We start from the raw sequence: 22,013 nt of genomic DNA on the forward strand, positions 1-22,013 counted from the left end.
GGGCAACGGCGTCTTCAACAGATGTCGCACCTTCCTGGGCTGTATCGAAGAGGGCGGCCATGTCGCCAGGGGTACGGAGCGAACCAGCCTGCTCGCCATCCCGTTGCCAGTGGTTCGGCCGGGCTGCCGGCGTGTCTTGTCCCACGACCTGCTTGACGAATCCGTCCCGGCACATGCGCGACAGTTGGCCGTGGTTTCTCGATCGTCCTGGCCAAAGTCGGTGACAGGGCCGCCGACCGGGGCCCCGCGCCCCACAGCGCAAGCGCACGGGGCGCACCCCGGCGGTTGCAGCCCCGCCGGCGGCGCGAAGAGTTTCGGTCCGTCATTCTGGTTGGTAGATCTGGGGCTGTGGTGGTGATCGCCGCACGGGCAGGTGTCTCCGGCGGGGCATTTTGGCGCGACGGGATGGCGACGAGGCTGGCGGGCGGCGGCCGGAGGGTCGAGCGTGGGTGACGTACGATCGAATCGGCGCTGGGCTGAGCCCGCAGTTGCGGGTTCCGTCGCTCCTATTCATGATCGCCGGTTGGCTCTTCACGATCGTTGCCGTTGCAGTCGAAGGAGATGCACGTCAGACGGAGGGGAAGCCTATGGGGATTTTGAAGCTGACTGGTCTGTCCGCTGCTCTCGTCTTCGGGGGCTTCGCGGTGAATCTCTCGGCAGCGGCGGGCTGAGCCCAGCGCCAAGGCGGCAGCGCTGGTTGGGTGACCAACTGAGTGATGGCCGGTAAGCACACTGCCGAACAACCATGGGCTTCGGCGGACCAACCGAGTAGCAAACCTCCACATCGCCGCTGTTCACTTTGGCCCGGAACTTCCTTCACACGAAGGCGTCCAGTGGCTCCACGTCGGTCCCGACGGACAACGGGTGCAGCCTGTCGTCTCGCACGCCTCGACGTCCCAATGGATGTTGCCCGCCGCCAGGCAGTCTTGTCGGCTGCACTCCGTCGAGTCATCCTCATGCAGGGTCACCGTTCCGAGACAAGACGAAGCGGGCTCGACCCCATGCGGGAACCGGGCCACGGGCACCTTCCTGAGTGACTAACTGGGTGACGATCGAGAAGAACAACGCTGGACGCAGGTGGACAGCGGCGGACGATCTGGCCCAGCGTAGCGGACGGCCGCCGCAGGTCAGGGCATCGTGATGGTTGCCTGTGGGTCAAGGAGTCAAGCCGTTCTAGGAAACGCCTTGCTGTAGCGGATAGTCGCTCAGGCTGGGTGGTCGCGTAGGAACGATTGTGCTGTTGCCTTCATGGCCGCCACCGCTTCTTCCGCCTCGTTGTACGTTGCGCCCCATCCGGCGTACAACTCTAGGAAGCGATCGCCGACCGGTCGCAGCTCCGGCCGTTCGGAGTAGCAGGCCTGCCAGTAGATTTCGTGCGCCAGATCCTCGGGGTCGCGCTTCCCGGCAACTATGTTCGCCGCCGCCTGGCGCATGAGGTGTAGCCGGGCGCCGCTCTTGTCCGGGACCGGCCAGCCCAGCTCATCCATCGCCTGTCGGAACAGGTCGACGGCTTCCCGCGACTGGCCATTCGAAAGGCCGGCGAGCTCACGCAAGCTCGGAGAGTCGACGCCTCGGGTCAGAGCATGAGCAGCCGCCATTGGCAGGTCATCGCCGACCGGCTCGTCCATCGCCAGCCGGATGCCAAGGTCGCGCAGTTGCTCCATGCCGCAGAGGCTAGGCGCTGCGCGAAGCGCCGGCCAAGGCGACGACGACGGATCGCAACTTCGGGACGCGTGGCCAGGGTTGGGCAACCCTCGACGGCGGGTGTGGGGCACAGGCGGGGCACAAGACACCGGATGCAACCTTGGCGCGTCCGAGGTGCGGCACCGGGTTGGACCTGCCGGTCGACGGTGAGGGTGCGCCGCAGACAGGCAGCCAGTGTTTGCCCACCGGCCGCCAGCTCCAGATTCCGCACCCGCGTGTCCGCGACTCGTGTGACTCATCGCGGTACCGTCGGTGATGGCAGGCCCGCCGGTTGTAGCGGTCGGCGGGCCGCCGCCCAGACCGCTACCTGGGGAAGGCCGCGGCTATGACTGAGCCGACCACCTTTGGCACCCGCCTACGCGCGCATCGTGAACACGTCGGGAAGACCCGCGCCGTCCTCGGCGGACTCGTCGGCCGCAGCGCCGACTGGGTCAAAGCTTTGGAGACTGGACGCCTACTCACGCCGCGGCTACCGATGCTACTGCGCTTGGCGGAGGTCCTCGACCTCACCGACCTGGCTGAGCTGACCGGCGACCAATCTCTGCCGGTTGCATCCGTGACCCGCGCCGGGCACCCTGCCGTCGACAGCGTCGCTGCGGCGATGCAACGCGCCACCGTGCCGGCCGGTGATCCGATGCCTGTCGCCGTGCTGCGCGGACTCGTTGACCAGGCGTGGTCGCTGTGGCACCGATCCAGCACCGAACGAACCGCTGTAGCCGCAGTACTACCAGGACTTCTCGACGACGCCCGACGCTCATCGCGGCGGCTCGACGGCGCGGATAGGCGGACTGCACTGGCCGAGCTGGCACGCGTTTACCACTTGGCGCAGCTGTATGTCGCCCACCAGCCATACCCGGAGCTTGTGTGGTTAGCGGCCGACCGCGCCATGAGCGCCGCGCAGGATGCCGACGACCCAGACGCGATCGCAGCCGCGGCGTGGTACTACGCGCACGTCTACCGGTCAGCGAACCAGCTCGACGCAGCCGATCTCGTGCTCGTCGACGCCGAGCAACTCGTCGACAAGGAGGCGGGTGTGGAGCAGTACGCCCGGTGGGCGCAGCTTCAACTGGGTCGCGCGCTTGGCCACGCAAAGGCGGGCCGGGACGGGCAGGCGTGGCGGGCCTGGGACGCGGCTGACGCCGCCGCTGACCGGCTGGGTGCTGATTACGCCCACCCGTGGCTGATGTTCGGCCCGGCGGCCTGCGCCGCGTATGCAGTGACGTTGGAGACGGATCTGTGCCATGCCGGGGAGGCAGTGCGGCGCGCTGACTCGACGAACTACAGCGCGCTGCCGTCGCGTACCCGCCGTGCTGGGCACTTGATCGACGCCGCTCGGGCGCACCTGCTGCGTCGTGAGGAAGTCGCCGCTGTGCACCTGCTCGGCCGGGCGTTGCGCGAGAGCGTGGACACCGTCCGGCACAACCCCTACTCACGCACGGCCGCGCTGGAGTTGTCGTCCCGGCCGGGGACGGTGGGCGAGGACGCGCGCGAGCTGGCGCTTGCCATGGGCTTGGAGGGGTAGTTGTCCCAGGGGGACAGACCGTCCCCATTGCGGTCCGTGTGCGTACATAACGTCCTGGTCACTGAACCGGGCGCGGATCGACTGCAGCGCTATCGCGAGGATCGTCGCGCCCCCGGACCGGGGGAGGCGACAACATGCACATTGTCCTCAGGTTGCGGCGGCTGCTGGAAGCCGCTAGCGGTCGAGCTCGCGGGCCCGCCTATCCAGGCCCGCGAGCAGGCAGCCGCCAAGGACCAGCTGCTCTCCCAGGCCCGCGGCCGGGCCGCCGAGCACTTTTACGACGGGCCGACCCGGTGACCGCCCGGGCGATGCCCGCCCAGGGCACCCGGGTGTCGGTTCGACCCGGCGAGTGGCAGATCCGGCCCGGGCAGCCCGGCCACACCTACCACGACATCCGGGTCGTGTCTGTCCACGACTCTCACGACCCCGCGTATGCCTGGGTGTACGGCCACGGGCTGGAGTGCGCGTGGGAGTCCGCCGACTGCACGGCGCCGTTCTGCTAAAAGCTACTGGTCAGCGTGGACGTCCTGGTCGCGACGGCAGCGGGTGAGCGGTCGTCGTGACCGTCCCGACCTTGGCACGGCCGGCGACGCATTCTCGTCGAGCACCAGGCGGTAAGCAGCAGCAGCTCGCGCTGCCGCACCGCCGCGCGCTGCAGGGAGTGGGCCGAGTCGTTCGGGCAGTTCGTCGCCCACCATCTACTGCTTTCCAGACAACCCACGCGTCGGCAGCGAGATGACGACCCATCTCCCGGTCAGGCCGGCCTGGATGTGTGGCGGCTGCGGTGCCGACTGGCCCTGTGCGACCCGTCGGCGCGAGCTGCTGGCCGAGTATCACCGTGCGCCGGTGTCACTCGCCCTCTACCTGGCCGGCCACCTCGTCGACGCCGCTCAAGACCTTGCCCACGTTCCCTCCGGCCACCTGCACTACCGATTCCTCGGCTGGACCCGATGAGCATCCTGCGGCCGGACGACGAGAAGTTCCACTACAGCGACGGCTCCCACAGGTGGATCCCGCCGGACCCGGACTACGACCAGGAGGTCTGGGACGAGCAGGTCCGCCAACACAAGCATGGCCACCTCAGGAACGAGCGCCCGAAGGTCCGCACCCAACGTCTCGTCTGATGGCCAGCAGTACAGCACCGAAGTACGGCAACTGTGCTAGCCGCACTTGATGCTTGGAGCTTGCTCGACGGCAGAGCCGAACGGGCAAGGCGCTCATGGTCGGGGAGCACGTCGATACTGCCCGTTGGTGCGCGAGTCCGAGCGTGCGTGCTCGCGGCGATGCCGTTCGGCTGGGGGACTAACTGTGTGACGATCGGGGCGCACGAGGCCGGGACAATCCTGCCCAGGGAGTCGGCCCCAGTAGGCCAGGTGAGACGCTGCCTGGATGCGGCAGGTCACGGACACGCCGGCACCGTCCACGCGGTCCGCGCCGAGGTCCTGACCGCCGCCTACCAGCGCCACCCCGAACGATTCGTCCGTAAACACCCCGAACCAGCAGTCCTGCCCGCAGCGGCATGGATCAACCCACCCGCCCAGGAGCAGGACGACCAGCAGATTCGCTCAAAGAATCCCTGATCAACCCGCTCAAAAATCTTGACACCTTCCGCAGTCGGATCCCGAGATCTACCGTTCGGTGAATGTCGCCATCGACATGCTCGCCGAGATCGGGCCAGGCATGGGACGCCCGCTGGTCGACACGGTGCAGGGTTCGAGGGGCCCGATCTACGCTTCGGCCGTCAGTCCGAGGTCCGGATCTGCTCCAGGTACGTCAGAGGTTCCCGGCGGAACTCCATGAGCTCCCGCAGCGCGTCCTTCTCCGCCGTTGTGATCACAACGTCCTCCTCCGACAGGGCGCCGACGAGCGTCGGGATCGCCAGGTCCCAGGCCCCGGCGCCTCCGGCGGTCAGGACGATCGGCCGGTAATTCGGGCTGATCTTGGGTGCGAGCTGGTCGGTGATCCGGCGGCTGAGCCGGTAGAAATCGATGACTTCCATGGGTCTCCCGTGGGTTCGGTGGCTAGGCCGGCGGGTTGGTGGTGACGCCCTCGCCGCTGACGGGGAAGCCGCCGGAGATGCTGCCGTCCTTGTCCAGGGTAACGACGCAGGTGATGCCGTCGCGGGTGCCGCTGACGACCCAGCCGTCGCCGTGGGGACGCGCCTGAGGGCGGCTGTCGGGGTTGGCGGCGATGCTCTTGAACCAGCCCTCGACCTGCGCCTTGGTGGTGCCGGGCGGGAAGAGCGTCTTGCCGGGCTCGGTGGACGAGGGCTTGTGGTTGCCACTGCCCAGGCCGTCGCCGTCCCAGATCTTGTCCATCGCCCCGTCGCCCATCTCACCGAAGCGGTGCATGTCGTATCTGGCGTCGGTGAAGTCGGGGTCGTCCCAGGGGTTGGTCTTCTTGGGCGCCTCGGGCTCGGATGTGTCGGCGCCCTTCGGGCGGCCCTCCTCGGCGCGCTTGATGCCGTGCTGCTGGGCTGGTCCCACGCGCTTGGGCATCATTCCGGGGTTGAACTTGGGACGCTTGGGGCCATCGTCGCCACCGCCGTGCGGTGGGGTGGGGCCTGAGGGATGCTTGTGGAGACCCGCCACAGCGAACAGGACCACCAGGACGGCGGTGGTCCGCAGAGCCGCCATGAGTTGTCGCATCGGGGGCCGCCTAGACGTCGAGGAGTGCGCGAAGGGCGGATAGGCTGGTGATCAGGCCCATCAGCCAGCCGAAGATGCGGCCGGTCCAGCGGACGACGGCGATCGCGAGCTGGGAGGCGACCAGCGGTGTGGCGAAGCCGAGAGAGAAGACCACCTCGGCCAGCCACACCACGACCTTGGCGATGCAGTCGGCGATGAAGGCGCGCACGACCTCCCGCACCGTCTGCACCAGGATTCCCGCGCCACGGGTCGCGGCACCCATGCCGGCGGCCGTGCCCGCGAAGATCCCGGCGACGTCGATGTTGATGGTGAGGATGTCGCGGTAGGCGTCGGCGGCGGCGCCCTGCCATTCGTTGAGGTCGCCGACCAGCCGCGTCTTGAGGGCCTCGGCGATGGAGAGCAGCTCACTGGCCATGTTGTCCCAGGTCATGGCGTGCGTCTCGATGGTCGCGGGGTCACCGGCGAGCCAGTCGAGTGCCTGCTTCAGTGGCTCGACCTGCTCGATGGCCCACTCGATGCCCATCGACAGGAGCGTGCTGAACGGGTCGATGGCGATGGCCGCCCCGTCGAGAGCGGCGCCCAAGCCCGCGATTGAGCCGTCGATCCAGCTGCCGGAGTCGATGGCGTCCTTGATGCCCATGTAGTCGTCGGCGAGCGGCAGGCCGGTCCAGCCGTCGCGGTGCGCGGCGCTGGTCGAAGGGATGTCGGAGGTCGTGGCGACCAGTGGGTTGCTCATGAGAGGACGCCGGGCCGGCTCAGGTCGCGGAGTGGAAGGAGTTGAAGCCGTCGGTGGTCGACTCCTCGGCCCGCTGGTAGGCGTCGGCGGTTTTCTTGATTCCCGCGGCGAGCAGCTCGATGTTCTCGGCGAGCATCCCCACGCCCTTGTCCTGGTCCCGGTGGCGTCCCTCCAGGATGGGCGGTAAGAACTGGCAGAGCTGCCCGTACGCCTCGTCGGCCTGGAAGATGGTGCCGCTCGCGGCCTTGACGGCGGCGAAGCGGTCGTGAATGGCCAACATGGCCGTGGCGTGCGCGCGCAGCGCCTCGACGTCGACCTCGAACCCCCCGTGCATCAGTAACGCCCCTCATCGTCCTCGGTGTCGGCGGTCCGGAATCCGGCCAGCAGGGCCCGGCCGGTCGCCGAGTCGGCGCCGACCGTCTCCCGCACGACCTCGGCGGCGGCCTCGGCGAGCTTGACCCGCGCATTGCGATAGGCGCCCATGATCGCCTGCTGCGTCTGCTCCAGACTCACGCGCTGCACCCGCGCGGAGAGCCGGACGTCGGCCATCGCCCCCGTGGAGTCGACGGTGACCTCGACGATCCCGTGGGCGTCGCTGGCCGTGACCCGCAGCGCGCCCAAGCCGGCAGCGGCGGCCTGCGTGTCGGCGGCCCGACGCAAGGCATTGGCCTGCCATGCCTCCAGGCGTTCCCGCGCATCCTCGGCGTCCAACAGCGGATTACCCATCGCGCCTCCGTTTCCGTTGCCGAGCAGGGGCTTTGGAGGCGTCAGTGTAGCCGCGGCCCGCCACACCAGGATTGCCGAGCGAATGCAGCGTGATCTCGCTGGTTGTCGATGTTCAGTCGTTGGTTTTGGTGGCTGCGGGAACGCGGCCGAGGTCGCGGTCTTTGAGCCGGTAACTGTCGCCCTTCATCGAGATCACCTCAGCGTGGTGGACAAGGCGGTCGATCATGGCTGCGGCTACCACGTCGTTGCCGAAGACTTCGCCCCACCGGCTCACAACCGGCAGGTGAGGCTCCGGCCAGCCGGACCTCCATTCCGGGGCCGGGGGGACTGGGTGACGATCGGGCTGCACGAGGCCGGGACGCTCCTACCCAGGCATTCGGCCCCAGCAGGCAAGGTGAGACGCTGCCTGGATGCGGCAGGTCACCGTACTCGGTAGTTGTGGTGCTTTTCCCGAGCCAGGCCGTGCCTGTAGCGGTTTCGCGGTGGACTGGGACGGCTACCGCTTGGTGCTTGACCTGGGCTACGCCACGCTACCGCGGTTGCTCAGGCACTGGCCCGATGGTGCGGTGGACGCTGTCGTCATCACCCATGAGCACCCGGATCACTACGTCGACCTGCACGGTCTGTTCAGGATGCGGTTCTACGGTCAGCCGGGGGGACCACGGCTGCCGTTGTACTGCCCGCCCGGCGTGCTCGACCGGCTCAGCGGCTTGGAGCCCGACGTCGACCTGCACGCGGTATTCGAGGTGCACCCACTACCCGGCAGCTACCGGGTCGGGCCGTTCGACCTCACCGGGCTGTCTCTGCCGCACTTCGTGCCCAACGCCGGCGTCCGGATTGAGGCCGACGGGATTGCCTTCGCCTACTCCGGAGACACGGGGCCGACTCCCGCGTTGGCCGAGCTGGGGCGTGGCGCCGACCTGTTCATCGTCGAGGCGACGGACCGCGGCGGCGAGACAAGCCGTCCCACCCGAAATCTGATGACCTCCACCGAGGCTGGTCGGTGGGCTCGTCGGGCGGGTGTCCGCCGCCTGATGCTCACCCAATTTTGGCCCGGCAACGACCGGGAGGCGGCAGTGGCCGCCGCTCAGGTGGAGTTCGGCGCTGCCGTGCTGGCGGCTGAGGAAGGGCTCACCCTGATGCTTGGGACGCCAGATGGCGGATGCGCCTGTCACGGTCACGGCTGACGAGCCCTGCTTCTGCCCATGGTCAGTCCGCTTCGTCATCATCGGTCAGGTAGCCAACGCCGTCACAAGTGGGGCAGGGCCCGAAAACGCTTCCCATTCCCTTACCCATGCCCGTGGTTTTCACCATGCCCGGGAGCCGCGCAACACCACGGCATTCCGGGCATCGGCGGTGAACGCCTGTGGGGCGAGGCGGAGGTGCCTCCGTGTCCTGGCGTTCTGGCTCCACCGCGCGAGGGTAGCCGTAGGGGGACTGGCGAGCGATGACCATGCCCGGAGCCAGAGTTCGACAGGGCAGCAGGTAGGCGTGCCGCGATTGTCGCCTGGAGGTCATGGGGTAGCCGGGCCGCACGGGCACCGGCAAGATGGTGGTGTGAAGACTGAGCCCGTCACAGCAGGCCGGATAACGGAGACCGGCTGCGGCTGCTGTGTACGTGCGTGGCAGATCGAGGGACCGCAAGAGCTGGTCGACACGATCCCGCTGGTGCTCACCGCTTCGACGGAGTGGGACCGGGACTAGTCACCGCAGGGCCGCAGCTCGGCCAGGGGCCTCAGGGTTGCGGCGTACTGGTCGGCATCGAACGTCAACGTGCCAAGATCTCCCAGGTCGGGCACCTGGCGACCGATGTCGGTCCAGTGGACTCGGCCGCTCCCTCGCAGCAGCCGGGCAGACAGCACGCCGCAGCCCCCCGTTCCGCAACTGGGGCACATGAGTAGCGCGACATGATCTGGCGGATCTTCGGCGGCCAGGTCCGACGGTGCTTCGCCGAGGAGTGCCCGTGCATGGGATTGCAGGATTCGCGGATAGCCGACCCAGAGCGGTGAGCGGAGTGAGTAGCCGGGTCGTCGCGCGTGAACCATGTCGAGGAACGGAGTTCCATCGATCAACAGTTCGAGCACGGTCAGTGTCGGGCGGGGGCGGTCCTTGGGCCAGCGCGCGGCGGCTCGGGGCATGAGCAGCTCGTGGGCGCGTTCTGCCAGGCCCAGCACGTTAAGCGTCTCGTCCACGTCGGCAGGATGCCAGAGGCGGTTCGCGTCGTCCGCCCGTATTCGCCTCGATCGGCTCGGACGCACGGACGGCTGCCGGCACCGGGTTGCGGCAGAATGCCTGCATGCCGAGCGATCCCGTTGAAGACCTGTACCCCGAGGTGGCAACCGCGGGGAGTCTTGCCGCCGCCCTCGATGCCATCGCTGTTCAGCATGGTCTGTCGCTCGGAACGGTTCGAGCCCTGGACTCGTCCTCGCCCCTGACCTCGGCAAGTGTCCCTGGTGAATCCCCAGTACGTGACGATCTGACGGTGAGTGCGAGCACCGGTGAACGCCGCTTCAGTCTCGAAGGCTGGGGGCAGGGGATCGCCTTGATCGTTGGCGACACCGACGACCTGGTCGGGGTCGTCCGTGCGGCGCACGGCTGGCGTGCCGGCACGCCGTTGCACGACATCAGGCGTTCGGCGCCATTCGTCGTGCTGACTCGCCGGGGCGAGGTCGTCGAGCAGGGCCCGGCGGGAGTGGTGGCGGCCGAATGGCAGTGGCTCAGACAGCGCACCGAAGAAGCCGATTGGCCAAACCACACGGCGCTGATCGAGGCGGCCTACAACGAGCCGAGGCTACGGCAGCTCTACCCGTACACGAGTCACTCCGTCTTGAACTTCTCCACCACCACGGGATATCCGTTCTCGCCCAACCTGGTCAGTCTCAGCGCGCACGGTTCGCGTTCAAACTTCCGGGTCTGGGGACGGCGTGAGGTCCTCGGCGAGACCGCAACCGCCACGGAGGCAGTGGCGCTCGCTGTCGCCCACCTTCCGGCCGACCTCGGCCCAGCTGTCGCTGGACGATACGAGGGGCAGCGCCGCTAGGCATGGCGTGCAAGGTGACTGCGGTGACGATCTCAGTAGGATGCTGAGATGTCTCGACCAGTGGTATTCGACCTCTTTCATACCCTGGTTCAGGGAGCCGACGAGGAGCGTGACCGGGTTGTCGGCGAGATGGCGGTCATGGTTGGGGTAGCTCCGACCGAGCTGGTCGCCGCGTACCACGCCACCTGGCGGGACCGGCTGGTCCGGTGGGACGTGGAGGAGACCATCCGCATCCTCGCCGGACGTGTCGGTGGCACACCAACCAACGAACAGGTGACACGGGCCGGTGAGCATCGGCGAGCCCTTGCCCGGCGGGTGCTGGACAGCGTCTCGACCGCCACCTTGGACGTGCTCGACGCGCTCCGCGGCGACGGGCACCCGCTGGCCCTGATCAGCAATGCCACCTCGGACACTGCCGAGGCGTGGCCGCAGAGTCCGCTCGCCCAACGGTTCGATGTAACGGTCTTCTCCTGCGATGTCGGGCTGGCCAAGCCCGACCCGGCGATCTATCACCTTGCTGCCGAGCGCCTGGGCGTTGGGCCGGCAGAGTGTGTCTTTGTTGGTGACGGTGCAGACGGTGAGCTGGCGGGGGCGGCAGCGGTCGGTATGACCGTCTTCCGGACCACAGAGCACAACGACACCGACCCGAGCTGGGGCGGGCCGGTATTCCCCACCCTGGGCGACCTGCCCGCCATGTTCCGAGAGCCGTCCACGGTCATGGAGTCCGGGGCACACACGGGACACAGGACAGCGTGAAACGTGTTGGATGTCGAGAACCGCCGACTGGCTCCGTCCTCGGGGAGGATGCGGTCACTGTGAGCGCACCAGAGCAGGGAGATCCAGCATGGGGATCCAGCGGATGGACAACGTCCTCATCGTTGTCGAGGATCTTGACGCGGTCATCGCGTTCTTCGTCGAACTCGGCATGGAGTTGGAGGGGCGAGGGCCGGTCGAGGGGCGGTGGGTGGAGCGGGTCATCGGGATCGACGACGTCCGGCAGGAGGTCGCGATGCTGCGGACCCCGGACGGCCACGGCAAGGTCGAGCTGGCGATGTTCCACCGACCGGCGGCGATCAGCGCGGAGCCGAAGGACGCGCCGGCGAACACGCTGGGCATTCGGCGCATCATGTTCGCCGTCGACGACATCGAGGACGTGATCACCCGGTTGCGCGGCCACGGCGCCGAACTCGTCGGGGAGGTGGAGCGGTTCGAGGACATCTACCGGCTCTGCTACGTACGGGGCCCCGAGGGCATCATCGTCGGCCTGGCTGAACAGCTCCGCTGACGGCCGCCGCCGGTCGGGCCCACCCACTACTTCAAGGATGTAGGGGCCTCGCGAGCGGCGGAGACCACTACATCCCTGAAGTAGGGCGGATCGTGGAGGGCGCAGCGCCCAGGCGCGGGCGGCGGGCTCAGGCGACCAGGGTGCCGCCGTCCACTGTCACCACCGTGCCGGTGGCGTAGGTCGCTTGCAGGAGGTAGACGAACGCCTCGGCGACCTCCTCGGGCTCGCCCACCCGGCCCAGCGGAAGCGACTCGCTGAGCTGCGCGTACATCTGCTCCCGGGTTGCCTCGGGCAGGGAGTCCCAGAGCGGTGAGCGGATCACGCCGGCGGAGACGGCGTTGACCCGGATCGGGGCGAGTTCGACGGCGAGCGCGCGAACCAGCGCGTCGATCGCCCCGGTGATGCTGGCGGCGACCGACCAGCCGGCGCTGGGCCGGTGGTTGGCGGTGCCGGTGGTGAGGGTGATCGACCCGCCGGGGCGCAGGTACGGCAGTGCCGCGTTGACCGCCGACAGGGAGCCGAAGTAGCGCAGGTCGAAGGCGGTACGGGCGGCGGCGAGGTCGAGGGCGTCGACGGACATCAGCGCGAGGGGTTCGCCGGCGGTGTAGACGAGGTGGTCGAACGAGCCGAGATCGTGGAACAGCCGGGACACGGCCTCCGGGTCGGTGAGGTTGGCGACGTACCCCTGGGTGGTGGTCGGCAGGGTCGTCAGGGCGCGGTCCACGCTGCGCTGGTTGCTGGAGGCGACCACGACCTGGGCGCCCTCGCGGGCGGCACGGGCGGCGGTGGCGAGGCCGATCCCCGACGTTCCGCCGAGGACGACGACGCGCTGGTCGATGAGGGTCATGCTGGTGTCCTTCCGGATCGTGTGGTGGAGACGGTTACCACCGTGCGCCGCCGGGAACGTCCGCGTCCAAGACCTCTTCCACCTCCTGTGATGCCCGTTGGGCATCACCCCACTCATACCCGACGGGTATCATGGAACCGCCCGGAGCGGGAATCGGGACGGGGGCAGGGTGGACGTCGATCTACGCAAGCTTCGCTACTTCGTGGCGGTCGCGGAGGAGCTGCACTTCGGTCGCGCCGCCGCCCGACTGCACATCGCCCAGCCGGTCCTTTCGCGTCAGATCCGGGCCTTCGAGCACGAACTGCGCGCCGAGCTCTTCGTTCGGGACCGCCGCTCCACAGCGCTGACCGAGGCCGGTCGACAGCTGCTGACCGACGCCCGCCCGCTGCTCGCCTCGGCGGACGCCCTGCGGCGGCGGGTGCAACGGGCCGCGCACGGCAGGCCGACGTTCACCATCGCGTTCATGCCGGGCCTTCTCGTCACCGCCGAGGCCCGCGCCATCGGCCAGCGGCACCCCGACCTGGCCGTCAACGTCGTCCGTACGTCCTGGGACGACCAGGCCGACATCGTCCGCGAGGGGCGCGCTGACGTCAGCTACGTGCGGCTTCCGGTCGACCAGCGCGGCCTGTGCCTGCGGCCACTGTTCACCGAACCCCGGGTCGTCGTCCTACCCACCGATCACCGGCTGGCTGGCAAGGAGTCGGTCGGCCTCGCCGAGCTGGTCGAGGAGCGGCTGTTGCAGGACCCGGACGCGGTGCCGGAGTGGCGGGACCTGCCGAACCGCCCCGTCGACCCCGATCCCCGCCCTCGGCCCGAGCTGAACTCCGTCGAGGAGAAGCTGGAGCATGTCGCCGCGTACGCCGGGATGGTGATCCTGCCGCTGTCGACGGCGACGTTCTACACGAGACCCGACGTCAGCCACGTGCCCGTCACTGACCTCGGCCACAACCAGGTGTGCCTGGCCTGGGCCGAGGACAACCGGTCGCCCCTGGTGCACGAGTTCGTGGACCTCGCCGTGCGGCAGGCCCCGCAACCTGACGACCGACGCCGAGGGGGGTCAGGCGGCGCCGCTCGGGAAGGTTTCGCGTAGGGCCGGGTCCAGCGGTCGACCGCTCGTCGGTTCGATGAACAGGTCGGTGAGCAGGAGGTCGGCGAGGTAGCTGGGGTTGACCCCCGACTCCTTGCGGCCGAGGGCCTGTAGCGCGCCGCCCAGTCGCAGCGCGGCCTTCGCCGCGGCGGACGGCATCCGCGCGACCCGGCGACGCCGACCGACCGCGTCGGCGATGCGCGCGATCATGTCGTGCCAGGTGAGGTTCTCGTCGGCGACCGGGAGGTCCGCGCCGCTGGCCTGCTCCAGGGCGTCGACAGCGACCTCGGCCACGCTGCGGGCGGAGGCCGCGGCGCTGCCGCCGGTCGGGGCGACCAGCGGGGTACGCGAGCGGGCCCACCGGTCCAGCGGTCCGGCCCAGTTGGGCAGCCGGTCGCCGACGCGACCGAAGACGAAGGGCAGTTCGAGTACGGCGACGGGCAGGCCCTCGCCGGCGGCGGCCCGCCCCTCCCGGGCCTGCTCCAGGCGACACCGGATGTACGTGTGCCGTTCGGCGAGGCGCCACTGCGGGTGGAGCCGGTCGAAGTAGGTGTAGTAGGAGCCCATCACGACGCCCCGGGTGAGCCCTTCGAGGCGGGCGGCGGTGAACAGGCGTACCACCGGGTCGACGTTGTCGCGGCGGAACTCGGGATAGATCGGCTTGGGCAGCGGCCGTTGCTCGTCGGTGCGGGTGGCGTACACGACGCCGTCGTGGCCGGCCAGCAACGGCCGCAGTTCCTCGACCGAGGCGGACCCGACGTCGAGCAGGTGGTCGACGCCCGGCTGGGCGGTACGCGCCACAGTGGTCGTGGTGTGACCACGCTCCCGGAGCACGTCCACGACGTGCGCGCCGATCAGACCACTGCCACCCACCACAAGAATTCGCACGGTGCATCGTCCACTCTCGAACCCGTGCCTTGTCAACCCACTGTCACCGCCGACGTGGGTACCGGTCACTGCTTGTTCCTCGCGACCGTGCTCAACCTCGCCGCGGTGTCGGCGTCGGTGGACGGCCGCCGTTGGATGGCGGCGAGCGCTTCGGCCACGGTCGCCGGCGGTGGCGGTCGCGCCCGCCTGGGCCGGCGCGACGGTGAGAGCGGCAAGCACCGTTCTGCCCACCGTGAGGAATCCGAGTCGGCTACGCGCCGAGCCCCCTGAGGTTGATGGTCGGAGCCGATGCGCTCCGACGTCCTCCCGCAGACGCTAGGCTCGGGCGAAGAGGGTCTACAGTGGGCGTGCGTATACGTTCGGTGACGGTTGCCTGACTGTGATGCACCGCCGTGCATCCGAGAACTTCTCATAAACGGGGGTTGGGGATGCCGGAGCCGCGCGCCTTCTGGCTGGACGAGCAGTTCGACCGCGAACACGGCACCGACGGGCGCGGCCGGTACGAGGCCGAGGTCTTTCGCCGGGTCGACGAGTTCGCCGACACCTGGGGTGACTTCGCGCCGGTGGCGTTCGCGGTGACGGCCTGGCGGCTGGCCACCGAGCTGTCGCCCGGCTTCGTCCGTTGGCACCGACGGGTCATCTCGGCGACCTGCGCCCGCAGCCCCTGGGACGGCAGCCTGGTCTGCGCGGTGACCGTGGCCTCCTGCTGGCCGGCCGAACTGACCTGGACCAAGCAGTGGCAGCGCGACCGTGGTTGGCAGGACTGGCCGCAGCTGTTCGGGCAGTTCACCACCCCCACCGAGCAGGACCAGACCCGCCGCCCCCACCTGCGCGCGCTGCTGCAGGTGGAGGCGCCCGTCCCGCTCGACGACCTGCCGCCGACGCCCGCCGGTCCGGACGACGAGGTCGCCGTGGCGGCGCACCGGGCCGTGGCGGTGCTGGCCCGGGAACTCAACGACCTCCTCGCGCCGATGATCGGGCAGCTCGACGCCGGAGTGCCCGCGGACTCCTGAAATGCCCGCCGGCCGGTAGGGTCGTCGGCGTGGACGTGGACGACATCGCCGCCCGGCTCGGGGTGCCCGTCGAGGAGGTCGACCGGGTGCGCCGGCTCGCCGGGGACGGACCATCAGCGCCGTTGCCAGCCAAGGCCGACGCGCCCGCGATCCTCGACCGGCTCGCCGTGTTGCCGGACGACGCCGCCGAGATCATGGCGGGCTGGCCCGACCCCGACTCTCCGCTGTGGACTCCCGAGCTGCGTTGGCTGCTCGACCGCTCGATCGCCCTGGTCCGCGCCGACCTGGCGGGCTACGACTGGCTGTCGCCCGGCCCGGAGCTGCCCCGAGACCGAGGCCCCGCCTGGCGGCACCTCTACGTGTACGCGTACCTGGCCCTTGTCGACGTCGTGCGCGGGTACCACAGCGACCACGGCATCCCCGATGCCGTGACCTGGGTGACCCTCGCTGACCTGGGTCGCAACCTCGCCATCGACCGACGGATGCGCGGCGAGGGCTGGCCGATCATGCAGAGCTGGCTGACGCTGCACTCGCGCGGCAGCGTCTACGAGCTGGGCCGGCTGCAGCACCAGCGCGGCGACGCCGCGATCGGCCTGCACGTCCCGGAGTCGGGGCCGTTGACCCCGACGGCGATCGAGGCGTCGCTCGACGAGGCCCGCGCGTTCTTCCCCCGGCACTTTCCCGACGAGCACTACACCGCGTTCTCCTGCGCCTCCTGGCTGCTCGACCCGCAGCTGCGGGAGTACCTCCCCGAGGACTCCAACATCGTGCGGTTCCAGCGCCGGTTCGAGCTGGAGCCCTACGAGGAGTCGGCGGGGCCGGACGCCGACATCGAGGTGCTGCGGTTCGGGTTCCGCACCCTGAGCACGCCGCTCGACGAGTTGCCGCGCCGCACCGTGCTCCAGCGGGCGATCATCGACCACCTCCAAGCCGGCGGGCACTGGCACTGGCGCCACGGCCGCTTCCCGATCTAGGCGTCCGCGTCCCACCACGCGGCGTTGGCGGCCGCCTGGGCGGCCGGTTCGATGACCTCCCACACCTCGGCGATGAACCCGTCGGCGATCCGCAGGACGTCGACCACCACGATCTCCGGCCCCGCGTCGGGGAGTCGGCGTCGCGAGTGCACCACCACGTGGTCGCCGTCGGCCAGCAGGTGCAGGATGTCGACCCGCATCCCGGCGGTCGGGCCCAGCGCGGCGCCGACTGCGGCGAGCCACTGGTCCTTGGTCGAGGTCGTCGAATCCGACCGGTGATGGAGGAAGTCATCGCTCAGGAACGAGGCGAGCGTGTCGACGTCGCCGGTGTCGACAAGGCCCGCCAACGCACGTCCCACGATGTTCTTGTTCTCGATGGTCATGGCCGCAAGTGTTTGCCCGGCCCGGGCGCTTGTCGATGACATCGCACTTCATGGCGTCCCGGGCGACGATGAGTAGGCTCATGATCGTGTACGCGGTCGGGGAACTGCTGCGGCAGTGGCGCAAACGCCGAGGGCTCAGCCAACTCGACCTGGCCATCGCCGCGGATGTCTCGGCGCGGCACGTCAGCCTGGTCGAGACCGGCAAGTCCACGCCGAGCGCCGGCATGATCCTCCGGCTCGCCGACCAACTCCACGTGCCGCTGCGTGACCGCAATCAGATGTTGCTCGCCGCCGGCTTCGCGCCCCGGTACCCGCAGCGCCCGCTCGACGACACCGCCCTGTCCGGTGCCCTCGACGCGGTCCGTTGGGTGCTCCAGGCGCACGAGCCGTATCCGGCGCTGGTCTTCGACCGCCGGTGGAACATCGTGCTGACCAACCGGGCGGTCGACCCGTTCTTCGCGTACGCGGCACCCGAGCTGTTGCGGCCGCCGGTGAACCTGGTCCGGTTGGGCCTGCACCCGCGTGGCCTCGCCCCGCTGGTCGTCAACCTGGGGGACGTACGGGCGGTGTTCCGCAGCCGGATCTCGCGCCAGCTCGCCGCCGCTCCCGACGCGGAGCTCGCGGCACTCTACGAGGAACTGCTCAACCCGCTGCCCGACCAGCCGACGAGCGAGAGAGCCGACGCCGACGTGGTGCTCCCGATGATCCTGCGGATCGGTGGGCGGGAGCTGCGGCTCTTCTCCACCATCACCACCTTCGGCACCCCGATGGACATCACCGTCGAGGAGATCGCTGTGGAGTCCTACTACCCGGCGGACCCGGAGAGCGCCGCCTACTTCACGCGGTAGGGCCCGGCCTGGTCACCGACCGGACCGGGCCCCACCACTCGTCAGCCTGTGGTCAGGATGAATCTCTCCCAGGAGCCGACCGAGGTGCGGTTGGCGATCAGCGCCCCCGCCCCGGCGTTCTCTGCGGCCACGATCTGGTTGTTGACCGTGGCGCGCAGACTGACCGTCCCGTCGGAGTTGTTGATGAGCTGGAAGGTCTCCCACGCACCCACAGACGTGCGGTTGGCGATCAACGGCTCCGCGCCCGCGTTCTCGGCGGAGACGTAGAGTCCGTTCGCGCGCGACCGCAGGGCGATGGTGCCGTTGCCGGCGTCCACCCGGTCGAACTGCTCGGTGGTGCCGACACTCGCCTTGTTGGCGATCAACGGGCTGGTGCCGACCGCCGACACGTACTGGCTGTTGACCTGCGCCCGCAGGGTGCTCGCCGGTGCGCTGCTACCGGTGCCGGTGGCGAAGGTGAACGCGTCGACATCGAACAGGTAGCCGGACCCACCCTTGAAGACCAGGTACAGCGTCGTCGACGCGGTGGGTGGGTTGCTGATCGTGCCGGACGCCTCGACGAAGGTCTCCCAGTTGCCGGTCACCGGCACCGTGACGGTGCCCAGCAGGGTGCCGGTGGCCGACCCGGCCCGGACCTCGATCGTGCCACCGGCGCCGGCCGACGACGCCCGCACGGTGAAGCGGTTGGCGTTGGCCAGGTTGTACGGCTGGTACGAGATCCAGTCGTTGTTCTCGATGAAGCCGGCCGTGCGGCCACCCTCGGCGCTGGTGTGGTCGGTGGCCTGCACACCGGACTGGGCGCCGAAGTGCTCACCCTGGCGGTGCTTCGGTTGCAGCGTCTTGATGCTGTGCGTGGTGAGCCCGCCGTTGTCGGTGTACGCGGCGTCGAAGACCCCGTAGATGTTGGCCGCCGAGTCGTGCTCCCCGTCGGTCGGGAGGGTGATCGTCCCGCTGCACCCGGTCTTCGAGGTGATCTGGTGGGCGTGGCTGTCGTGGCCCAGCGCGTAGGTCAGGCTCACCTTGGCGCAGTCGATAGTGCCATCCTGCGGATCGCTCACCGAGATCTGGTATGGCACCGTGTCACCGAAGGTGAACAGCTGCCCGTCGGCGGGCGTGGTGAGCGACACCGTCGGGGCGGTGTTGCCCACCGTGACGATCAGGCTCGCCGTGCCGGACAGGCCGGTCGGGTCGGTGACCTTCAGGGTGGGGCTGTACGTGCCGTTTGTGGTGTACGTCTTGGTGGGGTTGGCCGCCGTCGACGTGGTGCCGTCACCGAAGGTCCACAGGTAGCTGAGCGCGCCACCCTCCGGGTCGGAGCTGCCGGCCGACGAGAAGTTGACAGTCAACGGGTTGGCCCCCGAGGTGGGGTTCGCCGAGGCGACCGCGATCGGGTTGCGGTTGCCACCACCGATGTACTCGATCCGGAAGAGCGCCTGGTTGTTCGAGCCGGTGCCGTAGTCCAGCACGTAGAGCGCGCCGTCCGGGCCGAAGGCCATGTCCATGACCTGGGTGCCGGTCCACGGAAAGCTGGAGATCTCCCCGCGCGACCCGTCGGAGTTGACAGCGATCGGCTTGATCCAGCGGCGGCCGTACTCGCCGGCGAAGAACTGACCGTTCAGCGAGGACGGGAACTTGATGCTGGAGTTGAGCGAGGCGTCGTAGCGGTAGACCGGCCCACCCATCGGCGACTCCGAGCCGCTGCCGAACTCCGACGGCGAACCGGAGTCGCCCGCGTACTTGATCCAGGCCGGCTTCGCCGCGGGCAACGTGCCGAGCCCGGTGTTGCGGAACGAGTTGTTGGTCGGCCCGCCCGTGCAGTTGTACTTGGACTGCGACGGCCCGGACGGGAAGGTGTATTCATTGTATGTTTCCGTGCTCGTGTTGCTGCCGGTGCAGTACGGCCAGCCGTAGTTGCCGGGTGCCGTGATGCGGTTGAACTCGACCTGACCCTGCGGGCCCCGGCTGGAGTTCGTGCTGCCGGCGTCGGGGCCGTAGTCGCCGAGGTAGACGACGCCTGTCGCCTTGTCGACGCTCATCCGGAACGGGTTACGCATCCCCATCGCGTAGATCTCCGGACGGGTGTTGGCCGTGCCGGGGGCGAACAGGTTGCCCGACGGAATCGTGTACGTGCCGTCCGCCTGGGGCTTGATCCGCAGCACCTTGCCCCGCAGGTCGTTGGTGTTGCCCGCAGAGCGCTGGGCGTCGAACTGCGGGTTGCGGTTGGTCCGCTCGTCGAGCGGCGCGTAGCCGGACGACTCGAACGGGTTGGTGTCGTCGCCGGTGGTCAGGTACAGGTTGCCGGCGCCGTCGAAGTCCAGGTCACCGCCGACGTGGCAGCATTGCCCCCGGTCGTTGGCGACCTGCAGCACGATCTTTTCGCTGCCCAGGTTGAGCGTGTCGTCGCTGTTGAGGGTGAACCGGGACAGCCGCAGGTGCCCCTTCCACCGGTCCCAGTCGGACTGCGTACCGGTGGTCGGGGCGTCCCCGGACGGGGTGCTCAGGGTGGGGGAGTAGTACAGGTAGATCCACCGGTTGGTGGCGAAGTTGGGGTCGACGGCGACGCCCTGCAACCCCTCCTCGTCGTGGGTGTAGACGGACAGGGTGCCGGAGACCTTGGTGTTGCCGGCCACGTCGGTCACCCGCAGCACGCCGTTGCGGGCGGTGTGCAGCACCGAGCGGTTGGGCAGGACGGCCAGGGACATGGCCTCACCCAGCTCGCCCGAACCGGTGGCGAGTTTGACCTGTTGATAGTCGGAGGCGGGAATCACCACCGCCTGGGCGGTGGACGGTGCAGCCACAGCGAGGGCCGCGCTCGCGACGGTGAGGACCGCCGCGAAGAGCGCCCGGGGCCAGCGCCGGGGGTACGAGAGCATGATCGTCCTTTCTCGACGACCGGGGGACGGGCGCGCGGGGGCGCACCACGACCAGGTGGGGTGGTGGAGAACGAGCGGGGGGAGCAGGTCAGTTGGTGGTGACCAGGTCGAACTTCTCCCACTGACCGATGGAGGTCCGGTTGGCGATCAGCGGGGACGCGCCCGCGTTGTCCGCCGCGACGTAGCGGTTGTTGACAGTGGCCCGCAGGCTGACCGTGCCGTCGGAGTTGCGGACCAGCTGGAAGGTCTCCCAGGCGCCGGCGGTGGCCCGGTTGGCGATCAGCGCGGCGGCTCCGGCGTTCTCGGCCGCGACGAACTGCCCGTTGCCCTTGGCCCGCAGTGCCACGTTGCCGTTGGCGAGGTTGACCAGGTCGAACCGCTCGGTGGTGCCGACGCTGGCCTTGTTGGCGATCAGCGAGGTGGTGGAGTTGGGCGCGCTGACGTACTGGTTGTTGGCGCGGGCCCGCAGGGTGGAGCCGGTGGCGGTGGGCGGCGGGGTGGTCGTGCGCGGCGAGCAGTCGGCCGTGACGGAGCCCGCGGCGACCTGAAGGCCACCGAGCAGCATCTTGGTGAAGTTCGGGTCGGTGTACGACGCCTCGGTGTGCCCGAGACCCGTGTACCAGGCACGCCCGCCGCCGTAGGCCTTGCACCAGGTGATCGGGTGGTCGCCGCCCATGTTGCCGCCGCTGTAGGACGACTCGTCGAGGCTGGCCAGGACCCGTGCGGTGGACCGCGGGTTGGTGCGGTAGTTGTACCACTCGTCGGAGCGGACCCAGGTGGTGCCGAGGTGGGCGGTCGACGGGTTGGTCTGGTCCTCGATCTTCACCGTGGCGTTCTGGATCGCCGGGTGCGAGTCGAACCACGCGCCCACCAGCGAGCCGTACCACGGCCAGCTGTACTCGGTGTCGGCAGCGGCGTGCACGCCGACGTACCCGCCACCTGCGGCGATGTACGACTCGAACGCCGTCTGCTGGCTGGCGTTGAGGACGTCGCCGGTCGTCGACATGAAGACCACCGCCTGGTACTGGGCCAGGTTGGAGGTGGTGAACTGGGCGGCGTCCTCGGTCGAGGTCACTGTGAAGCCGTTGGCCGAGCCGAGCTGCTGGATCGCGGCGATGCCGTTGGGGATGGAGGAGTGCCGGAAACCGGCGGTCTTGCTGAACACCAGGACCTTGGTCAGTGGTGCCGCCGAAGCGGGGGTCGGCAGGGCGACCAGGCTGGCCAGCATGACGGCCAGGCCGGTGACGAGTGCCAACAGGCGGGGACGGGAACGCATGGTCTTGCTCCTCTGCTGAGCGTCGGCCCAGGCGCGCGTCACGGAGCTGTGCGGGCTCGCCGGGGCCGAGGTTGGCGGTGGTACGGAGCCGGGCCGCCGACGCTCGGCTGAGATGGTGCGGGGTGGTGCCGTACCTGTGGGGATCGTCCTGCGGGGGTAGCGC

Annotated in this window: 23 protein-coding genes and 1 pseudogene; 11 read left to right on the forward strand and 13 right to left on the reverse strand. The window is 69.2% G+C overall.

Annotated features, from left to right (window positions below; all coding sequences use genetic code 11):
• Positions 1-1,205: 1,205 nt before the first annotated feature.
• Positions 1,206-1,664, reverse strand: coding sequence for a hypothetical protein (locus tag ABZU74_RS11115; protein WP_355421194.1), 459 nt, complete (start codon positions 1,662-1,664; stop codon positions 1,206-1,208).
• Positions 1,665-2,029: 365 nt separating this feature from the next.
• On the opposite strand from ABZU74_RS11115, the gene ABZU74_RS11120 reads away from it, so the two are divergent.
• The 3 genes from ABZU74_RS11120 (at position 2,030) to ABZU74_RS11130 (ending at position 4,350) form a co-directional block, all read left to right on the forward strand.
• Positions 2,030-3,226 (forward strand): helix-turn-helix transcriptional regulator, encoded by a 1,197-nt coding sequence (locus tag ABZU74_RS11120; RefSeq protein WP_355421196.1) that lies wholly within the window; start codon positions 2,030-2,032, stop codon positions 3,224-3,226.
• Positions 3,227-3,961: 735 nt separating this feature from the next.
• A complete protein-coding gene (locus tag ABZU74_RS11125; RefSeq protein ID WP_355421199.1) occupies positions 3,962-4,180 on the forward strand; it encodes a flavin reductase in 219 nt (72 codons plus the stop codon).
• Positions 4,177-4,350, forward strand: a complete 174-nt coding sequence (locus ABZU74_RS11130) for a hypothetical protein (protein WP_355421202.1) — start codon at positions 4,177-4,179, stop codon at positions 4,348-4,350. Before ABZU74_RS11125 ends, ABZU74_RS11130 begins: the two co-directional genes overlap by 4 nt.
• Positions 4,351-4,967: 617 nt before the next feature.
• Here ABZU74_RS11130 and ABZU74_RS11135 read toward each other — a convergent pair.
• The 6 genes and pseudogenes from ABZU74_RS11135 to ABZU74_RS11160 form a co-directional block, all read right to left on the reverse strand.
• Positions 4,968-5,225 (reverse strand): hypothetical protein, encoded by a 258-nt coding sequence (locus ABZU74_RS11135; RefSeq protein ID WP_112625574.1) that lies wholly within the window; start codon positions 5,223-5,225, stop codon positions 4,968-4,970.
• A 22-nt stretch (positions 5,226-5,247) separates the two neighbouring features.
• The gene (locus ABZU74_RS11140; protein WP_355421205.1) at positions 5,248-5,874 is read right to left on the reverse strand and encodes a hypothetical protein; all 627 of its coding nucleotides are present in this window, start codon (positions 5,872-5,874) and stop codon (positions 5,248-5,250) included.
• Between the two features lie 10 nt (positions 5,875-5,884).
• Positions 5,885-6,610, reverse strand: a complete 726-nt coding sequence (locus ABZU74_RS11145) for a hypothetical protein (protein WP_355421208.1) — start codon at positions 6,608-6,610, stop codon at positions 5,885-5,887.
• A 19-nt stretch (positions 6,611-6,629) separates the two neighbouring features.
• On the reverse strand, positions 6,630-6,944 hold the full coding sequence (locus tag ABZU74_RS11150) for a hypothetical protein (protein ID WP_355421211.1): 315 nt from the start codon (positions 6,942-6,944) through the stop codon (positions 6,630-6,632).
• A complete protein-coding gene (locus ABZU74_RS11155) occupies positions 6,944-7,336 on the reverse strand; it encodes a YbaB/EbfC family nucleoid-associated protein (RefSeq protein WP_355421214.1) in 393 nt (130 codons plus the stop codon). Before ABZU74_RS11155 ends, ABZU74_RS11150 begins: the two co-directional genes overlap by 1 nt.
• A 112-nt stretch (positions 7,337-7,448) precedes the next feature.
• A pseudogene (locus ABZU74_RS11160) lies at positions 7,449-7,604 on the reverse strand (ATP-binding protein); the annotation flags it as partial.
• A gap of 142 nt (positions 7,605-7,746) precedes the next feature.
• Here ABZU74_RS11160 and ABZU74_RS11165 point away from each other — a divergent pair.
• Positions 7,747-8,523 (forward strand): MBL fold metallo-hydrolase, encoded by a 777-nt coding sequence (locus tag ABZU74_RS11165; protein ID WP_355421216.1) that lies wholly within the window; start codon positions 7,747-7,749, stop codon positions 8,521-8,523.
• A gap of 513 nt (positions 8,524-9,036) precedes the next feature.
• Here the strand turns inward: ABZU74_RS11165 and ABZU74_RS11170 are convergent.
• Positions 9,037-9,528, reverse strand: a complete 492-nt coding sequence (locus ABZU74_RS11170; RefSeq protein WP_355421219.1) for a hypothetical protein — start codon at positions 9,526-9,528, stop codon at positions 9,037-9,039.
• A gap of 104 nt (positions 9,529-9,632) precedes the next feature.
• Between ABZU74_RS11170 and ABZU74_RS11175 the strand changes: the two genes are divergently transcribed.
• The 3 genes from ABZU74_RS11175 to ABZU74_RS11185 all read left to right on the forward strand — a co-directional run bounded on the left by ABZU74_RS11175 (position 9,633) and on the right by ABZU74_RS11185 (position 11,661).
• On the forward strand, positions 9,633-10,376 hold the full coding sequence (locus tag ABZU74_RS11175) for a DUF6193 family natural product biosynthesis protein (protein ID WP_355421222.1): 744 nt from the start codon (positions 9,633-9,635) through the stop codon (positions 10,374-10,376).
• 48 nt (positions 10,377-10,424) lie between these two features.
• Positions 10,425-11,132: an HAD-IA family hydrolase gene (locus tag ABZU74_RS11180; RefSeq protein WP_355421224.1), complete on the forward strand. Its 708-nt coding sequence runs from the start codon at positions 10,425-10,427 to the stop codon at positions 11,130-11,132.
• A gap of 88 nt (positions 11,133-11,220) precedes the next feature.
• A complete protein-coding gene (locus ABZU74_RS11185) occupies positions 11,221-11,661 on the forward strand; it encodes a VOC family protein (RefSeq protein ID WP_355421227.1) in 441 nt (146 codons plus the stop codon).
• A 127-nt stretch (positions 11,662-11,788) separates the two neighbouring features.
• On the opposite strand, the gene ABZU74_RS11190 is transcribed toward ABZU74_RS11185, so the two are convergent.
• The gene (locus tag ABZU74_RS11190; RefSeq protein WP_355421230.1) at positions 11,789-12,508 is read right to left on the reverse strand and encodes an SDR family oxidoreductase; all 720 of its coding nucleotides are present in this window, start codon (positions 12,506-12,508) and stop codon (positions 11,789-11,791) included.
• A 169-nt stretch (positions 12,509-12,677) separates the two neighbouring features.
• Between ABZU74_RS11190 and ABZU74_RS11195 the strand changes: the two genes are divergently transcribed.
• On the forward strand, positions 12,678-13,598 hold the full coding sequence (locus ABZU74_RS11195) for a LysR substrate-binding domain-containing protein (RefSeq protein WP_355421233.1): 921 nt from the start codon (positions 12,678-12,680) through the stop codon (positions 13,596-13,598).
• Here ABZU74_RS11195 and ABZU74_RS11200 read toward each other — a convergent pair.
• A complete protein-coding gene (locus ABZU74_RS11200; RefSeq protein ID WP_355421236.1) occupies positions 13,566-14,483 on the reverse strand; it encodes an NAD-dependent epimerase/dehydratase family protein in 918 nt (305 codons plus the stop codon). The genes ABZU74_RS11195 and ABZU74_RS11200 overlap by 33 nt on opposite strands.
• Before the next feature lie 428 nt (positions 14,484-14,911).
• Between ABZU74_RS11200 and ABZU74_RS11205 the strand changes: the two genes are divergently transcribed.
• Complete coding sequence (locus tag ABZU74_RS11205; RefSeq protein ID WP_355421239.1) at positions 14,912-15,496, forward strand: hypothetical protein; 585 nt, start codon at positions 14,912-14,914, stop codon at positions 15,494-15,496.
• A 29-nt stretch (positions 15,497-15,525) separates the two neighbouring features.
• Positions 15,526-16,470 (forward strand): acyltransferase domain-containing protein, encoded by a 945-nt coding sequence (locus ABZU74_RS11210; protein WP_355421242.1) that lies wholly within the window; start codon positions 15,526-15,528, stop codon positions 16,468-16,470.
• Here ABZU74_RS11210 and ABZU74_RS11215 read toward each other — a convergent pair.
• Positions 16,467-16,853: a nuclear transport factor 2 family protein gene (locus tag ABZU74_RS11215; RefSeq protein WP_355421245.1), complete on the reverse strand. Its 387-nt coding sequence runs from the start codon at positions 16,851-16,853 to the stop codon at positions 16,467-16,469. The genes ABZU74_RS11210 and ABZU74_RS11215 overlap by 4 nt on opposite strands.
• Before the next feature lie 80 nt (positions 16,854-16,933).
• On the opposite strand from ABZU74_RS11215, the gene ABZU74_RS11220 reads away from it, so the two are divergent.
• Entirely contained in the window at positions 16,934-17,701 is a 768-nt protein-coding gene (locus ABZU74_RS11220) for a helix-turn-helix transcriptional regulator (RefSeq protein WP_355421247.1), read from the forward strand.
• A gap of 41 nt (positions 17,702-17,742) precedes the next feature.
• Here ABZU74_RS11220 and ABZU74_RS11225 read toward each other — a convergent pair whose 3' ends face one another.
• Together ABZU74_RS11225 and ABZU74_RS11230 are read right to left on the reverse strand one after the other, a co-directional pair.
• On the reverse strand, positions 17,743-20,574 hold the full coding sequence (locus tag ABZU74_RS11225; RefSeq protein ID WP_355421250.1) for a PQQ-dependent sugar dehydrogenase: 2,832 nt from the start codon (positions 20,572-20,574) through the stop codon (positions 17,743-17,745).
• 88 nt (positions 20,575-20,662) lie between these two features.
• Positions 20,663-21,802 carry a ThuA domain-containing protein gene (locus tag ABZU74_RS11230; protein WP_355421401.1) on the reverse strand — a complete coding sequence of 380 codons (1,140 nt, stop codon included), beginning with the start codon at positions 21,800-21,802 and terminating at the stop codon, positions 20,663-20,665.
• Positions 21,803-22,013: the final 211 nt, after the last annotated feature.

Origin of the sequence: Micromonospora sp. NPDC005171, assembly GCF_040608575.1 — a bacterium.
Taxonomy (GTDB): domain Bacteria; phylum Actinomycetota; class Actinomycetes; order Mycobacteriales; family Micromonosporaceae; genus Micromonospora.

What these genes read in the sequence shown, in the direction of transcription:
- ABZU74_RS11115 (WP_355421194.1), bottom strand. Translation starts at nt 1,664, where the DNA reads ATGGAGCAACTGCGCGACCTTGGCATCCGGCTGGCGATGGACGAGCCG.
- ABZU74_RS11120 (WP_355421196.1), top strand. Translation starts at nt 2,030, where the DNA reads ATGACTGAGCCGACCACCTTTGGCACCCGCCTACGCGCGCATCGTGAA.
- ABZU74_RS11125 (WP_355421199.1), top strand. Translation starts at nt 3,962, where the DNA reads ATGACGACCCATCTCCCGGTCAGGCCGGCCTGGATGTGTGGCGGCTGC.
- ABZU74_RS11130 (WP_355421202.1), top strand. Translation starts at nt 4,177, where the DNA reads ATGAGCATCCTGCGGCCGGACGACGAGAAGTTCCACTACAGCGACGGC.
- ABZU74_RS11135 (WP_112625574.1), bottom strand. Translation starts at nt 5,225, where the DNA reads ATGGAAGTCATCGATTTCTACCGGCTCAGCCGCCGGATCACCGACCAG.
- ABZU74_RS11140 (WP_355421205.1), bottom strand. Translation starts at nt 5,874, where the DNA reads ATGCGACAACTCATGGCGGCTCTGCGGACCACCGCCGTCCTGGTGGTC.
- ABZU74_RS11145 (WP_355421208.1), bottom strand. Translation starts at nt 6,610, where the DNA reads ATGAGCAACCCACTGGTCGCCACGACCTCCGACATCCCTTCGACCAGC.
- ABZU74_RS11150 (WP_355421211.1), bottom strand. Translation starts at nt 6,944, where the DNA reads ATGCACGGGGGGTTCGAGGTCGACGTCGAGGCGCTGCGCGCGCACGCC.
- ABZU74_RS11155 (WP_355421214.1), bottom strand. Translation starts at nt 7,336, where the DNA reads ATGGGTAATCCGCTGTTGGACGCCGAGGATGCGCGGGAACGCCTGGAG.
- ABZU74_RS11165 (WP_355421216.1), top strand. Translation starts at nt 7,747, where the DNA reads ATGCGGCAGGTCACCGTACTCGGTAGTTGTGGTGCTTTTCCCGAGCCA.
- ABZU74_RS11175 (WP_355421222.1), top strand. Translation starts at nt 9,633, where the DNA reads ATGCCGAGCGATCCCGTTGAAGACCTGTACCCCGAGGTGGCAACCGCG.
- ABZU74_RS11180 (WP_355421224.1), top strand. Translation starts at nt 10,425, where the DNA reads ATGTCTCGACCAGTGGTATTCGACCTCTTTCATACCCTGGTTCAGGGA.
- ABZU74_RS11185 (WP_355421227.1), top strand. Translation starts at nt 11,221, where the DNA reads ATGGGGATCCAGCGGATGGACAACGTCCTCATCGTTGTCGAGGATCTT.
- ABZU74_RS11190 (WP_355421230.1), bottom strand. Translation starts at nt 12,508, where the DNA reads ATGACCCTCATCGACCAGCGCGTCGTCGTCCTCGGCGGAACGTCGGGG.
- ABZU74_RS11205 (WP_355421239.1), top strand. Translation starts at nt 14,912, where the DNA reads ATGCCGGAGCCGCGCGCCTTCTGGCTGGACGAGCAGTTCGACCGCGAA.
- ABZU74_RS11215 (WP_355421245.1), bottom strand. Translation starts at nt 16,853, where the DNA reads ATGACCATCGAGAACAAGAACATCGTGGGACGTGCGTTGGCGGGCCTT.
- ABZU74_RS11220 (WP_355421247.1), top strand. Translation starts at nt 16,934, where the DNA reads ATGATCGTGTACGCGGTCGGGGAACTGCTGCGGCAGTGGCGCAAACGC.
- ABZU74_RS11225 (WP_355421250.1), bottom strand. Translation starts at nt 20,574, where the DNA reads ATGCTCTCGTACCCCCGGCGCTGGCCCCGGGCGCTCTTCGCGGCGGTC.
- ABZU74_RS11230 (WP_355421401.1), bottom strand. Translation starts at nt 21,802, where the DNA reads ATGCTGGCCAGCCTGGTCGCCCTGCCGACCCCCGCTTCGGCGGCACCA.